Source organism: Streptococcus cristatus, from assembly GCF_003943465.1.
In the GTDB taxonomy this organism is placed as follows: Bacteria; Bacillota; Bacilli; order Lactobacillales; family Streptococcaceae; genus Streptococcus; species Streptococcus cristatus_C.
Window position 1 is genome coordinate 1 of record NZ_RJPR01000007.1, and the last position, 15202, is coordinate 15202.

15 protein-coding genes are annotated in these 15202 nt (G+C 38.5%); 13 read left to right on the plus strand and 2 right to left on the minus strand.

Features of this window, described 5'->3' with window-relative positions; all coding sequences use genetic code 11:
• The 11 genes from D8793_RS07570 to D8793_RS07620 form a co-directional block, all read left to right on the plus strand.
• Positions 1-917: HNH endonuclease (locus tag D8793_RS07570; protein ID WP_221765966.1), on the plus strand; the 917-nt coding region annotated here is incomplete at its 5' end.
• Complete coding sequence (locus D8793_RS07575) at positions 914-2614, plus strand: AAA family ATPase (RefSeq protein ID WP_125372177.1); 1701 nt, start codon at positions 914-916, stop codon at positions 2612-2614. The genes D8793_RS07570 and D8793_RS07575, both read left to right, overlap by 4 nt.
• A gap of 66 nt (positions 2615-2680) precedes the next feature.
• Positions 2681-3535 carry a metallophosphoesterase family protein gene (locus D8793_RS07580; protein WP_125372179.1) on the plus strand — a complete coding sequence of 285 codons (855 nt, stop codon included), beginning with the start codon at positions 2681-2683 and terminating at the stop codon, positions 3533-3535.
• A gap of 36 nt (positions 3536-3571) precedes the next feature.
• Positions 3572-4003, plus strand: coding sequence for an SMI1/KNR4 family protein (locus D8793_RS07585; protein WP_125372181.1), 432 nt, complete (start codon positions 3572-3574; stop codon positions 4001-4003).
• A 121-nt stretch (positions 4004-4124) separates the two neighbouring features.
• A complete protein-coding gene (locus D8793_RS07590; RefSeq protein ID WP_125372183.1) occupies positions 4125-4571 on the plus strand; it encodes a hypothetical protein in 447 nt (148 codons plus the stop codon).
• A 9-nt stretch (positions 4572-4580) separates the two neighbouring features.
• Positions 4581-5027: a hypothetical protein gene (locus D8793_RS07595; RefSeq protein WP_125386887.1), complete on the plus strand. Its 447-nt coding sequence runs from the start codon at positions 4581-4583 to the stop codon at positions 5025-5027.
• A gap of 116 nt (positions 5028-5143) precedes the next feature.
• Positions 5144-6739 (plus strand): hypothetical protein, encoded by a 1596-nt coding sequence (locus tag D8793_RS07600; protein WP_125372187.1) that lies wholly within the window; start codon positions 5144-5146, stop codon positions 6737-6739.
• Positions 6740-6959: 220 nt separating this feature from the next.
• Positions 6960-7565, plus strand: a complete 606-nt coding sequence (locus tag D8793_RS07605; RefSeq protein ID WP_125372189.1) for a nitroreductase family protein — start codon at positions 6960-6962, stop codon at positions 7563-7565.
• Between the two features lie 47 nt (positions 7566-7612).
• Positions 7613-9013, plus strand: a complete 1401-nt coding sequence (gene pepV, locus D8793_RS07610) for a dipeptidase PepV (RefSeq protein ID WP_125372191.1) — start codon at positions 7613-7615, stop codon at positions 9011-9013.
• Between the two features lie 55 nt (positions 9014-9068).
• Complete coding sequence (locus D8793_RS07615) at positions 9069-9653, plus strand: uracil-DNA glycosylase family protein (protein ID WP_125372239.1); 585 nt, start codon at positions 9069-9071, stop codon at positions 9651-9653.
• Positions 9654-9665: 12 nt separating this feature from the next.
• Positions 9666-10154, plus strand: a complete 489-nt coding sequence (locus tag D8793_RS07620; protein WP_125372198.1) for a prolyl-tRNA synthetase associated domain-containing protein — start codon at positions 9666-9668, stop codon at positions 10152-10154.
• A 151-nt stretch (positions 10155-10305) separates the two neighbouring features.
• Here D8793_RS07620 and D8793_RS07625 read toward each other — a convergent pair whose 3' ends face one another.
• A complete protein-coding gene (locus D8793_RS07625) occupies positions 10306-10725 on the minus strand; it encodes a DUF6556 family protein (protein WP_061422777.1) in 420 nt (139 codons plus the stop codon).
• Between the two features lie 166 nt (positions 10726-10891).
• Positions 10892-13525: a pyruvate, phosphate dikinase gene (ppdK, locus tag D8793_RS07630; protein ID WP_125372200.1), complete on the minus strand. Its 2634-nt coding sequence runs from the start codon at positions 13523-13525 to the stop codon at positions 10892-10894.
• Positions 13526-13709: 184 nt separating this feature from the next.
• On the opposite strand from ppdK, the gene D8793_RS07635 reads away from it, so the two are divergent.
• Together D8793_RS07635 and D8793_RS07640 are read left to right on the plus strand one after the other, a co-directional pair.
• Entirely contained in the window at positions 13710-14345 is a 636-nt protein-coding gene (locus D8793_RS07635; RefSeq protein WP_125372204.1) for a CBS domain-containing protein, read from the plus strand.
• 5 nt (positions 14346-14350) lie between these two features.
• On the plus strand, positions 14351-15181 hold the full coding sequence (locus D8793_RS07640; RefSeq protein WP_185761065.1) for a pyruvate, water dikinase regulatory protein: 831 nt from the start codon (positions 14351-14353) through the stop codon (positions 15179-15181).
• Positions 15182-15202 lie beyond the last annotated feature (21 nt).

A 15202-nucleotide genomic window follows, 5' to 3' on the forward strand; every position in this document is an offset into this window, starting at 1 on the left:
TAAGGGATACAAAAGAATTTATCAAGTTGATTAAAAATAATTTGGAATATGAATTTTTAGAAGCTCTTAAAGAAAGTTTTCCAGATAAAGTAGATTTTTTTATTGAAATGATAATCTCACAGAAATCGTTTAATGATTTAGCGAAAAATCATATATTTGATGGTATTTACACAATAAAATTAAACAAAAGTTTGTGTAACTATGCTATTGAGAAGTATAAAGAAAAGTTAGAATACCGCTATAATCAAATAAATAAAAAAACTTTGGTGAGAATAACAGGCATAACTGTTTGTCCATATTGTAATCGTAATTTTATTAATGTAACCGAGGAGGCTAATACAAGTCAGTTAGACCATTTTTTCCCTAAGAATGAATATCCTCTATTCGCTTTATGTTTTTATAATCTGATTCCTTCTTGTTATGGTTGCAATAATAAAAAGAGTACGAGTAAATTTTGTATCTCTCCCTATGATGAAAGTATAACTGATATTGATGAATTGTTGAAATTTTCTTTTAATATAAAGTCTTCAGATTTTATTAATAATTCAGAAAGTATTGATATTATAATCAAGGATGACATATTGGAGGAGGAGTTAAAACAATTAGAAAGCAAGGATAAATTAAGTGTCAGACAGAAATTATTGAAGGATAAATATGTGATTGATACAAGAAATCTATACAAACTACATGCGGATATAGTTCAAGAGTTGCTATGGAAGCATGAAATTTATAATAAAGATTATAAATCAGGTTTATATCAAATATTTGCGGATTCAGGTAAATATTTTTCAGATTCTGAAATAGATAGAATGATAGTTGGTTATTATACAGACAAAGAAAATTATGGGAAAAGACCACTTTCAAAAATGGTTACGGATATTAGTAAAGAAATTGGATTAATAGGAGAAAAAGAATGAAATTAATTGCTTTGGTGATTAAACAGTATGATAAGCTTTTTAAGAATCAAATTTTCAATTTTTCAGACGAATATAAAGTTGATTTTAACTTTGAAACGAATGAACTTAAAATTGATAAAAATCCAGAGTATATTGAAAACTTTTATGGAGAGTCTATTTATAATATTTCACCAATAGTTGGGATAAATGGTGTGGGAAAAAGCACTATTTTAAATCTGATAGGCTATTATCATCGTGCGGAAGATCAAAATAAAGATATAAATCAATTTTTCTATGTGTATTTAGATACAAATGGAAAGTTTTATCTAAGAGATAAAAATTATGATTTATCGTCAATTACTATAGAAGGTCTAGCAACAGATCAAGTTGATATAAATGGATACTGTGATGCTCAAAAGAGAGATAAGTTGATTTATATCATGAACGAAGATAGACGTCCAATTGGAAGTTACGGAGGTTACCCATTATTAGAAACTAGCTTAAAACAATCTTTCGAATGGTATATTTTGAATGGTATCTTTGAAGCTTATGAAGAATTATATTCCCGAAACTTAGTATCTTCATCATATAAATTTAGTTTTGAAGTTAATAAGTATGATATTCCAGATAAATATTTAAATGGTTGGGAAAAGAGAAAGTTTTTCTCCTGTCTCATTTTGAAAACGATTGTGAATATTTGTGATGAGTTTAACTATTGCTTAAGCGATGAAGAAATTGAAAGATACTCTATAGATGGTAATTATCAGACCTTATTTGATAAAATGAAAAAAGAAACAGAAGAAGAAAAGAAAGACTTTCTAAATTCATTAGTCAATTTTCTAAACTATTTAGAACAATTTATTAATGAGTACAAGATAAAAGAATACAGTGATATTGTGGGAAGTCAGATAGTTGAGATTGAATATGGAGGAGGGAATTTTGATAATCGACTCGAATTTGAAAAACTATATCTAGACTATGAAAAACTATATCTAGACTATGAAAATCTAAAAAAACAGGCAATACCTTTGAAGGGCGATGGTTTTAAAGCAATATATGAATTTTATTATAATATGTCTACTGGTGAAGTAAATATATTAAAAGTGATGAGTTATGTGAAGTGGTTACAAATGAATTCCTCTCAAGGGACATGTCAATTAGTAGTGGATGAATTAGAATCGGGTATGCACCTTGAATGGTCTAGAAGCTTAATAAACTTTTTAGCCAACTATATAAATGAAATCAACAAAGTAGGAGGAATGAACTTCCAACTCATCTTCACAACTCATTCCCCTTACATGCTTTCGGATATTAAACCAGGAAATGTGATTATGCTTGAAAAGAATCAAGAAACTGGATATTCAGAAGGTAAAGTTCTTCAAAACACTTTCGCTAAGAATATCCAAGAAATCATGAAGGAAAATTTGATTGATAACATTTATGGTGATTTTGCCTTAGCAAAGATTAATTCTATGATTGATAGACTAAACGGAGAAGAGAAACAGGAAGGAAATGAAGAAGAACTATTAAAAGAAATTCATTTGATTAGCGAGCCTATTCTTCGTAATAAATTATTAGAGATGTATGATAAGAAATACAATACCTCAGAATTTAGTATTGAAAAACAACTACAGAAGTTGAATCTGAATGAGGAACAACGCCAACAGGTCAGAGCAATGATTGAAGCAAATATAAGTGGTGCCAATACGGATAAATAAGTTTGTAAAAAAATAGTTTGAATTATCAATACAATCATTTGAAAATGAACAATAGAAAGTAATAATATGAAACACAGAATCGCGATTTTATCTGATATACACGGGAATACCACGGCCTTGAAGGCAGTTCTGTCAGATGCTAAAAGACAGGAAGCGACAGAATATTGGCTTCTAGGGGATATTTTTCTCCCTGGTCCGGGGGAAAATGACTTGCTAGCCTTGTTAAAAGACCTGCCTATCACAGCGGCTGTTCGAGGAAACTGGGATGATTGTGTCCTAGAGGCCTTAGATGGGCAATATGGCTTAGAAGACCTACAGGAAGTCCAGCTCTTGCGTATGACCCAGTTTTTAATGGAGCGAATGGATCCTGAAACGATTGTCTGGCTACGAAGCTTACCTTTGCTAGAAAAGAAAGAAGTTGACGGACTGCGTTTTTCGCTCTCACATAATTTGCCTGCCAAAAACTATGGGAGTGACCTACTGGTTGACAATGATACGGACAAATTTGACCGGCTACTGGATGAGGAGACAGATGTGGCAGTTTACGGTCATGTCCACAAGCAGTTGCTTCGCTATGGCAGCCAAGGGCAACAGATTATCAACCCAGGTTCAATTGGCATGCCCTATTTTGATTGGTCGGCCTTGAAAAATCACCGTGCTCAGTATGCCTTGCTAGAAGTTGAAGACGGGGAACTGGTGAATATCCAATTCCGAAAAGTCGCCTATGACTACGAAGCAGAGTTAGAATTAGCCAAAGAAAAAGCTCTCCCTTTCATCGAAATGTACGAAGAATTACGACGTGAAGATAATTACCAAGGGCATAATCGAGAACTATTGGCTCACTTAAATGACAAGTATGGTTACGTAGAGGATGTTAGGCAATTTTTTCAGATAAGTGAACCAAAAGAAAATGGAAGTTGAAGAGAGATGGCATTGAATTTGGAAGGACGAGCTTAGATGTTTGAGAAGATTAAATTAGATCCGTTGAACCAGTTTTATCCAGTGAATCTAGATAAGATTAGGGATAGTGAATCAAAGCTGGGCATTCAAATCCCTGAGCTCCTACAAGAATTTTATGCAGAAGTCGGATATGGCTTTCTAAAAAGCAAGGTGGACAATATAAATCGTATCATGGATCCAGAGTCAGTATTAGACTTTAGATTGAAGCAGCATGATTTTGAGTTTTATCCAGATATTGAAATCTACAATCAATTTGAGGATGATAAATTAGTTTTCTTTGAAGGCAATGAAGTAGCACTTCTATCTATCGGATTTGCTACTGAAAATAAAGGGAAAATCTACTATTATGATAAGGAAATTGCTCTTAATTTAGTAGAGCTTCTAGACCGGCTTATGGAAGATGATACCTTCTATTATGACTTGATATAGCTGGATTTTTTTGGCGAACAGAAATCAATACCGATTCTATAATCGTGTTGAAGAAGTCGAGCGCTTTATGAATAGTGTCCACTAACTTGAAAAGCTAAAAGAATTAGATAGGATGAATACAATGACACAATTTGAAGACAAATTTATGGAAGTTCAGGCTAGCATGATTTCGTTAGCACTGGAATATGTACAAGATCAGGCAGAGAAAGTATATATTTATTGCATTTCTGAAGAAGCATTACTTTCTTTTGATGTTTTTTATAAAATTAATGGAGTTTTTGTCGAATTACACAGGGTTAACACTGTTTTGGATACTAAAGTAGATGATTCTGATAATATGATGTTTTCAGTATTACGATACGGTAATGAAGATATACAAAAATTGATTGATGTTTGCCAAGAATATAATCGTGAACATCCAACTGAAATGTGGTTAATTTATGATGCTCAGAAAAATAGTCTTGACAGTCGTTATAGCTATGAAGGACGTTATGACAAGGATGAAGAATTGCTTCCACGTCTAGAGTTTGAAAAATGGTTTGAGGAAGTAAAAAGCAAGCAATTGTAGGAGAATAAGATGACACAATTTGAAGATAAATTTATGGAAATTCAGATTGACATGGTTTCATTAGNTATGGAATATGTCCAAAATCAAGCAGATAAAATTTTTATTTATTGCGTTGCGGATGGTTTTTATAGCTTTGATGTATTTTTTAAAACTAATAATCATTATCTGGATAGAGATGAGATTGCGAGTTACCTTCCTAATGAAATAGATAGTTCAGATGAAATTCAGTTTAGTCTATTAACAATAGGGGCACAAGATATAGAAAGAATGGTGAAGATTTGCCAAGAATATGGTCGCGAGCACCCAACTGAAATGTGGTTGATTTATGATGCACAGAAAAACAGCCTTGACAGTCGCTATAGCTATGAAGGGCGTTATGACAAGGACGAAGAATTGCTTCCACGTCTAGAGTTTGAAAAATGGTTTGAGGAAGTGAAGAAAAGCACTCAAGCTTAATGCTTACGACAATCTCAAGCTGAATGATAGAAAAGCAGAGGCAAAATGCTTTCCATGCGACCAAGTGTGTGAGGGGGCTGTTTTGAAAAGTAAAACAAAAAGAAAGTTGAAGACAGATGGGGCTGAATTTTGACAAGCATAAAGAACATTTGGAGAAGGATATTCGTGCAGAGCTCCAAAAAAAATTTGGATCTAATTTTGAAATAGAAGGCATCTCTGATATTGTCTTGAGTTCATATTGTCCGACTTTTCTCTTTAAAATCAATCTAGAAAATTATAAAGAAAAGTTGGATATTTTAGTAGACGGCAGCGATTTACACTTGAAGTGGGGTGAAAAACCTACATACGGGATACAATACAAGTATCTCCCAGAAACGTTGGGGGAAGGACTGGGAAGAATAAAAACCTACCTAGATCAACCAGAACAGATTTTTCTGGAACCTCTTACTCCTGAAAATGATTATCTGAAGATACGAGCTATTGAAGCGATGATTGAAAATATTTTCGATGGGAAAACGGAAACGGATAAGTGGGAAAAACCTGTCGAAAAGGGCGAAGATTATCGAGTCATTATTACAAGCATACTACCTAGCTACAAAGCTTCTTTTACTCTGGAGCTGCTAGAACAAGATTTCATTGTGAGAGATATTGTCCCCTTAGATGCTAGTGTAGGAAGTCAGGAATTGTTGCTTGATTGTCCAGTCCAGTTAAATTCCTATAATTTATCATCTTTTCTAAGCAAGTGTAAGACTTATTTAGAAGAACATTTAGAAAAAGACAAAACTGGCATGAGTCTTTCTACGGCTTCTATGTCTGATTTGGAGCTGATTTTAAAGGCTCCTCTGAGTCTGGATACGGTTGATACAAAGGTTTTAGAAATACAGAAAATGATAGAAGAGCTGTTTTTAGGTAAGATTGAATTTGACAAAACGACGAAGGAAATGGAAGGCGACTACCTTTATAGGGCTTATTTCTTTGTAAGATCTAGATTTTATCGAGTTTCTTTCACGATTACGTTGATTGGACAGCACTTTTACATCATGGTGTCACTTCCAGATCATCCAGAACTAAGAAAGAAATGGCCGTTACGCGGGTATCCCTACAAACTAACCGAAGCAAATCTGAGGCTAGTCTTAAAAGAAGTGGTGGCGTATGGTCTAAAACATAAGCCACAGACTGAAAATGAGGTGGTTCAGGAGATTCAAGCAAGTCAAGAAGTAACTGAACCTACAGCAAAAATTCAGACTCAAGAGAGAGAAGCTAAAGACGGTGGCAAAGAGCAGGCAGATAAACGGGCTTACTTAGGATTGAGAAAGCTCTGGAAACTGCAGGTCTTTATTTTCTTTATCTTGATGATTATAGCTTTTGGTTTAGAGGTTTATATGGCTAGGTCAGGCTATAAAGCCTTCAAAATGAGGATTCAGTTTAGTTGGGTATCTATGCATAGTTTTTCGTTTCTCTTTCTTAGCATGTATGGTTTTTTGACACTCTATCCCAATGGGATGAAGATAAATGAATTTTTGCAGCAGTATCCTCGTTGGAAAGGTTTCCCGACCAAAGGAGTCTCTCTTCCAGAAAAAGAGACTTTGTGGACGATATTTGTCTTGTTGCTGGTTCTACTGTTTGCAGCTATTGATTTTTCCGTGCGGAAACCTGAACCAAAAGTTGAAATTCCTGAGTTAAATCAAGAACTATATAGAGGCTTTGAGTAGTAAAGAAACTCAAGTTGTAGTGATTTGAAAAAGTGCTGAAGAGAGTCAAGTAGTCAGAATGGAGAAAACGTAACTTCTACAAGGGAATAATCTTATCAAGTGGCAAGGGCAGAAAGCTTTATTTGATAGAGAATGAAAGAATCCATTGTGAAAAACCTCTGCAAGCTCTTTCAATTTGTGGTAAAATAAGAGTAACAGAAATTAGAAAAGGAAACCAATTATGAAATTTCTTGAATTAAACAAAAAGCGTCATGCGACTAAGCATTTCAATGACAAACCGGTGGATCCTAAGGATGTCCGTACAGCTATTGAAATTGCGACCTTGGCACCAAGTGCTCATAATAGTCAGCCGTGGAAGTTTGTAGTAGTACGAGAGCGAAATGAAGCTTTAGCGGGTATTACTTTTGGCTCTAACCAAGATCAAATCAAGGAAGCTCCAGTGACAATTGCCCTCTTTACAGATACGGATTTGGCTAAGCGGGCACGCAAGATCGCGCGTGTCGCTGGGGTAAGAAATTTTTCTGATGAGCAGCTGCAATTTTATATGCAAAATTTGCCAGCTGAGTTTGCTCGCTATAATGATCAGCAAAAGAGTGATTACTTGGCCCTTAATGCGGGTTTGGTTGCTATGAACCTTGTTTTGGCCTTGACTGACCAAGGTATTGGCTCAAATATCATCCTAGGCTTTGATAAAGCAAAAGTTAACCAAGTTTTGGAGATTGATGAGCGTTTCCGTCCAGAACTCTTAATTACTGTTGGTTATACAGATGACAAGCTAGAGCCTAGCTATCGTTTACCAGTTGACGAGATTATCGAAAAGCGTTAATAAAGTAAAAAATAGTTTGAATCGAAGTGTTTTATAGAGGTGAGAAAATGACAATTGATTTTAAAGCAGAAGTTGAAAAACGTAGAGAAGCTCTGTTGGCGGACCTGTTCAGCCTTTTAGAGATTAATTCAGAGCGGGATGATTCTAAGGCAGATAAGGAGCATCCTTTTGGATCTGGTCCTGTAAAGGCCTTGCATAAATTCTTGGAAATTGCTGAACGTGATGGTTACCCGACTCAAAATGTGGACAATTATGCTGGTCACTTTACTTTTGGTCAAGGAGAAGAAGAACTGGGAATCTTTGCCCATATGGATGTGGTACCTGCTGGAAGTGGTTGGGATACAGACCCTTATACACCGACGATTAAGGATGGCCGTCTCTATGCTCGTGGTTCTAGTGATGACAAGGGACCAACTATGGCATGTTACTACGGTTTGAAAATCATCAAGGAATTGGGCTTGCCTGTTTCTAAGCGCGTGCGCTTTGTAGCGGGGACAGATGAAGAGTCTGGCTGGAAAGACATGGAGTATTACTTTGCTCATGTAGGCCTGCCTGAGCCTGATTTCGGCTTCTCGCCAGACGCTGAATTTCCGATTATCAATGGTGAAAAAGGAAATATCACAGAGTACCTGCATTTTGCTGGTGAAAATGCTGGCGCAGCACGCCTGCATAGCTTTACTGGTGGCTTGCGGGAGAACATGGTTCCTGAGTCTGGTACAGCTGTCTTGTCAGGTCACTTGCCAAATCTAGTTGATACATTGGAGAGGTTTGCTAAGGAAAATGGATTAGACTTTACTTGTGAAGAACTAGCTGGTGACCAAGTCACTGTGACCATTATCGGTAAGTCTGCTCACGGTGCTTCTCCTCAGTCTGGTGTCAATGGTGCAACTTATTTAGCCAAATTCCTAACGCAGTTTGACTTTGCGGGTCCTGCTAAGGATTACCTAGATGTGGCTGGAAATATTCTCCTAAATGACCATGAGGGTAAGAACTTGAAGATTGCTCATGTGGATGAGAAGATGGGAGCTCTGTCAATGAATGCGGGCGTTTTCCGTTTTGACGAAAACAAGGCTGACAATACAATTGCCCTCAATATTCGCTATCCTAAGGGAACTAGTCCAGAAGCCATTCAAAATGTTTTAGAACAGTTGCCGGTGACTAAAGTGACCTTGTCTGAGCATGGACATACTCCTCACTATGTACCGATGGAAGATCCGTTGGTGCAGACCTTGTTAGCTGTTTATGAAAAACAAACTGGACTGAAGGGTCATGAGCAAGTTATCGGTGGTGGTACCTTTGGACGCCTCTTGAAACGTGGTGTTGCTTATGGTGCGATGTTCCCAGACTATATCGATACTATGCACCAAGCCAATGAATTTATCGATGTGGAAGATCTATTCCGCGCGGCTGCTATCTATGCGGAAGCTATCTACGAATTGATCAAATAAGATAAGAACTCATTTGGCTATGCCAGGTGAGTTTCTTTTCAAGGAAGGAAATATGATGCGGACAATAGAAGATATTACTAAGGCCATTATAGCTGACCCACAGAATAAAGCTTTCACAGAGCAGGGCATTAATCCACTCTTTGCGGCGCCTAAGAATGCTCGGATTAACATTGTTGGTCAAGCACCGGGACTGAAAACTCAGCAGGCAGGGCTTTACTGGAAGGACAAGAGTGGTGACCGCTTGAGAGAATGGCTGGGTGTCGATGAAGAGACTTTTTATCATTCTGGCTACTTTGCGGTTTTGCCCATGGATTTTTATTTTCCGGGACATGGGAAGTCTGGAGATTTACCACCTCGTAAGGACTTTGCGGAAAAATGGCATCAGCCTATTTTAGAGCTTTTGCCAGATATTGAGCTGACCATTTTGATTGGTCAGTTTGCACAGAAATATTATCTGCATCAAAAAGGAAATGTCAAACTGACCGAGACGGTCCAGCATTATCAAGACTACCTACCCGATTTTTTTCCCTTGGTTCATCCATCGCCCCGCAACCAAATTTGGATGGCGAAAAATCCTTGGTTTGAGGCAGAAGTGGTGCCAGAATTGCAAGCATTAGTACAAAAGATTATTCATCAATAAAGGAGGAAAACTATGGATGCTTATCAACAAGTCGCTAACAAGTTGCAAGAGTTGGGGATCCCCTTTGATGTGGTGGAGCACCCACCTGCATTTACCACAGAGCAAGCCGACTCCTATATCGAAGGAATCGAGGGGGTTCGGACTAAGACCATGTTTTTGACCAATAAGAAGAAAACTCAATATTATCTGTTGATTATGGATGATCAAAAGAGTCTAGATATGGACTTGTTTAAAGACTTGGTCTCAGCCAACCGCATTCGCATGGCTTCAGCGGATTCTCTCTTTGAAAAAATGCAGCTACCACCAGGAACGGTATCGCCTTTTGGCCTTCTGAATAATCCTGAGCGGGATATTCAAGTTTATTTTGATAAGGACATTGTATCAGAGGATATCATGACTTTCCATCCCAATACCAATGAAAAGACGATTTTTCTCGCAACCCGAGATCTTTTTAAGTTCTTGACTCATCTGGGCTATGATTATCAAATTTTGGAACTTTGATTTCTGGAAAAGCTGTGGGGCTTCTTGGCCTTGCAGCATTTTTCTTGACACAAAAACGTTAGGAAAATTATTATTCTTCTCAAAGATAAAGAGAGAAATGGAAAAAAGCCTGAGTAAAATTCAGGCTTTCTTGGATAGATTGGATAAAGTTTTAGTTGGATGCTTGAGTGCTGGACTCTGTTGTTGTATGCTGGTCTTGGCTTGTCGAACTGCTGTCAGTGGAAGGAGTTGTATGGCTCGTATTCGTTTCTGCGCTTGAGGAGCTTGATGATGTTTCGGTCTCAGTAGCAGCAGAAGTTTCTGTTGGAGTCGAGCTAACAGATGTCGATTCCTTTTCTACTTCCTTGATAATGGTAGTAGTCGTTGTCGAGTTGCCTGTATCAGTTTTTGATTTTGAGTCATTGTTGTTCATAAGGTTCATGATGGTAAAGCAAGCAATGACGATTGAAAGAAGACTGGCAATTGTAGCAATAGTCTTTTGTAGGGCGGAAAAGCCAGTTTTGATATGCTGACTAGCTGGTTTTCGATTTGAAGTGCTGTTATTTTTTTCTTTGCGAGAATAGTTTTCCATGTAAAAGTCGCTCCTTTTCGTTCTTAATTTATTATACGTCTTTTATTTAGAAAAGTCTTCCAAAAATCTGAATTTTTTAAATGAAAACGCACACAAAAGAATGAAGGACAACAGCTCTAAAAGGCGGAGAGATAAGCCTCTTAGAGCTGTTTGTTTTATTAAAATGTTAGAGCTGCTTTGGAGTTGTTTCAGAGGCAAGGGCAGCTTGGGCTACAGCTAGCCGAGCTGCTGGGATTCGATAAGGGGAGCAGGAGACATAAGTGACTCCGATTTCTTGTAAGAAAGGAATGGAAGTCGGATCACCGCCAACTTCGCCACAAACTCCGATGGACAAGGTTGGATCTACTTGGCGAGCTTTTTCAATCGCCAATTTCATCAATTGGCCGACACCTTCTTGGTCAAGGCTTTGGAAGGGATCCTGGGTGAGCAACTTTTTCTCTTTATAATCATTGAGGAATTTTCCGATATCATCCCTTGAAAAGCCAAAAGTCATCTGCGTCAAGTCATTGGTTCCAAAGCTGAAGAAGTCGGCTTCTTGAGCCAGCTGATCAGCAATGAAGCAGGCTCTTGGCAGTTCGATCATGGTACCAATGTCATATGGGAATGGAGAGCATTGATGCTTTTTGAAAATCCATTCGATATGCTTGATGAGCAGCTCTTTAAGATAGACAAGCTCTGATTTTGTAGCAATCAGCGGAATCATAATTTCAGGACGAACTGGATTTCCTTCTTGCTGCAGTCGAATGGCGCTGCTAAAGATAGCTTCTATTTGCATCTTATAGATATCTGGCAAGGTAATTCCCAAGCGACAGCCGCGATGGCCTAGCATAGGATTTGTTTCTTGCAATTGCGTGATTTTTCTTTCTAGTTGACTAGCTTTTTTATTGAGCTTTTCAGCCAGCAGGGCAATCTCTAGTTGGTCTTTAGGGAGAAATTCGTGCATTGGAGGATCCAGTAGGCGAACAATCATGGGCTTTTCGCCAACAGTCTGGAACATCTGATAGAAGTCTTCGGCTTGGTAATCGAGTAGATGGGCAAGTGCCTCCCGTCTTTCTATCTCATTTTCGGCCAGAATTAATTTCCTCATTTGCAAGATTCTTTCCTCACCGAAAAACATATGCTCGGTTCTTGCTAGTCCAATGCCTTGCGCTCCGAAGCTAATAGCGGTTTGCAAATCTTGAATCGTTTCAGCATTGGCGCGGACTGTAAGTTTAGCTACTTCATCAGCCCAAGTCAGGAAGAGCTGCAGATCCTGATCATTTTCTACAGAGACCGTCGGGATTTGCCCCAGATAAAGAAAACCAGTCCGACCATCTACGGATAGAATATCTCCTTCATTGAGCAAGATATCTCCGCACTGGATGGTCTTACTATCTTCTTGGACAAGTAGATTTCCACATCCTGCTACACAGCAGGTTCCCATTCCTCGGGCGACAACTGCCGCGTGTGAGGTCATTCCACCTTGGCTAGTGACGATTGCTTGGCTGACAATCATTCCTTCTATGTCTTCGGGAGAAGTTTCTTGGCGGACCAGCACAACTTTTTCGCCAGCTTCATGTAGTTCTTTGGCTCGCTTGGCAGTAAAGACAATTTTTCCTGTTGCAGCACCGGGACTGGCTGGCAATCCTTGCGCTAAAATTGTCGATTGCTGGAGCTTATTTTCATCAAAGACTGGGTGAATCAGTTGATTGATATGAGTAGGGCTAATCCGACGAATGGCCTCGCACTTTTCTATTTTGCCTTCTTCTACTAATTGCAGAGCGATTTTCAAAGCAGCCTTGACTGTTCGCTTACCATTGCGGGTTTGCAGGATATAGAGCTTGCCCTTTTCGATTGTAAATTCGATATCCTGCATATCTTTGTAGTGATCTTCAAGGATGTAGGCATATTCTTGAAAAGCAGCATAGGCTTCTGGCATCTTTTCTTGCAGATGTTGAATGGGCTCGGGTGTGCGAATACCAGCCACGACATCCTCTCCTTGGGCATTTAAAAGAAATTCGCCAAAGAGGCCCTTTTGACCAGTTGCTGGATTTCGAGTGAAGACGACTCCAGTTCCGCTTTCTTGATCAAAGTTGCCAAAGACCATGACTTGAATATTAACGGCGGTTCCTAAATCTTCTGGAATCTGATTGAGCTTGCGATAGACTTGGGCCCGTGGGTTATTCCAGGAGCGGAAAACGGCCTTGATAGCAGCGAAGAGTTGTTCCTTAGGATTTTGAGGAAAAGTCTGATAATGTTCACGGTAGAGTTGCTTGTACTGATCGATGAGAGCTTGGTGCTCTTCCAAACTAAAGTCGTTGGCAATCTTACCAGCATTCTTCTCAAAATAGGAGAGCAACTGATCGAAGTCCTCTTTTGGAATTTGGAAAACGACATCTGCATACATCTGGAGCAGCCTGCGATAGCAATTATAGGCAAAAGCCATATTGGTTTTGGAAGCCAAGGTTTGGGTTCGCAAGTCATTTAATCCTAAGTTTAAAATCGTATCCATCATGCCAGGCATAGAAAACTTAGCACCACTACGCACAGAGACTAGCAGTTGCTCCTCTTCGTTCCCTGAAAAGTATTGTCCGGTTTTTTGCTCCAGTTCAGAAATAGCCTGCAAAACATTCTCTCTTAATGTTTCTTCAAAAAAGGAGGGCTTATTTAAAAAATGCATACAGGCTTCCGTCGTAATGGTGAATCCTGGCGGAACTGGCAGTCCTAAATTAGTCATTTCAGCCAGATTGGCCCCTTTGCCACCCAAAAGAGCATTTTGCTCGGCTCGTCCTTCCTCAAAGGAATAAATCCATTTCGTCATATCTTACCTCCAAATAGACAAAAATGTGTCATATATATCTTGTTTATATTCTAATATACATCACATATATTTGTCAATGGAAAAGATCGTTATATTTCATTGATATAAGATAAAAATATGATATAATATTACAGAAAAAGATGAAAAATAGAGTATTCTATCTCTAAAAAGGAGACATATTGCATTGGAATTATCAGCACGCCAAAAGCAGATTGTTGACATTGTCAAGAAAGAGCAGCCAGTCAGCGGAGAAAAGATTTCAGAACTGATGGAGATTTCTAGAGCAACTTTACGCTCAGACCTGTCCTTTTTGACGCTGGTTGGCATTTTAAAAGCGACGCCAAAGGTCGGCTATACTTATTCAGGAAATGATTTAGAAACCTTATTTTTCTTTGACACTTTCCGCAAGAAAGCGGAAGATATTATGGTTTCTCCCGTTTTGGTGTCTCAAGACACTTTCATCCAGGATGCGGTGATAAGGCTCTTTATGTATGACGTGGATGTTCTTTATGTCATTGATGAAAAGAAGCTACTCTTAGGAATTGTCTCGCGCAAGGATTTGCTACGAGCGGCTTTATCCAGTAGTATCGGAACAACGCCTATTGCAGTTTGTATGACGCGGATGCCTCATCTTAGAACCTGCCATAAGGATATGAATATACTAGAGGTGGCCGCTCTTTTGCAGGATTTTGCCATTGACTCCCTGCCTGTGGTAGAGAAAGATAATGAGCGCAAGATTTTAGGAACGGTGACTAAGACAGCTCTGCTGAACTATATCATTCAGGAAGCGCGCCAAGCGGAAGTAAAGAGACAGGAGTAGTGACAATGAAGAAAGAAATTATTGTATATAGCATTTCGGATTCTTTAGGAGGAACCTCGCAGCGACTCTTGTCAGCTGTAAGTGCGCAGTATCCAGATTTGATATTTAATAATAGCTACCGTTTTCCTTTTATAGATAAGGAGCAAGAATTGCTGGAAATTTTGCAAGATGCTTTAAAAGATGATGCCTTGGTCATCAGTACCTTGGTAAATGGAGAATTAGCTAGACTAGCTAGAGAATTTAGTCAAAACCATAATCTGGCCTACATTGATCTCATGCATCCTTTCTTTGAAATCATAGGAGAAAAGACTGGGATTAGCCCGATTGAGATACCAGGAACCTTGCACCGTTTGGATACGGAATATTTTAATAAAATATCAGCGATTGAGTTTGCTGTAAAGCATGATGATGGAAAATCTCCGCAAGGATTTTTGGAGTCGGATATAGTTCTACTAGGGGTTTCACGGACTTCAAAAACTCCTCTCAGCATTTTTTTGGCCAATAAGGGCTACAAAGTTTCCAATTTGCCTTTGATTCCAGAAGTTCCGCTTCCTCAAATTTTAGACAAGGTGGATGAGCATAGGATGATCGGTCTGGTCTGTGAGCCAGAAAAATTAGTCAAAATTCGTAGCAACCGTCTTAATTCGTTGGGCTTGTCCCACTCGACCAGTTACACAGATTTGGAAAAGATTTATCAGGAATTAGACTATTCCAAAGAAGTCTTTAGAAAATATCAGACGGAGGTCATCAATATTACAGATAAATCAATTGAAGAAACAGCTTTCCTGATTGAAGATTATTTAAAAAAGTTAGATATAATGAGTGAGGCAAAGTAATCGTCTTCAGGGCTGGTTCCT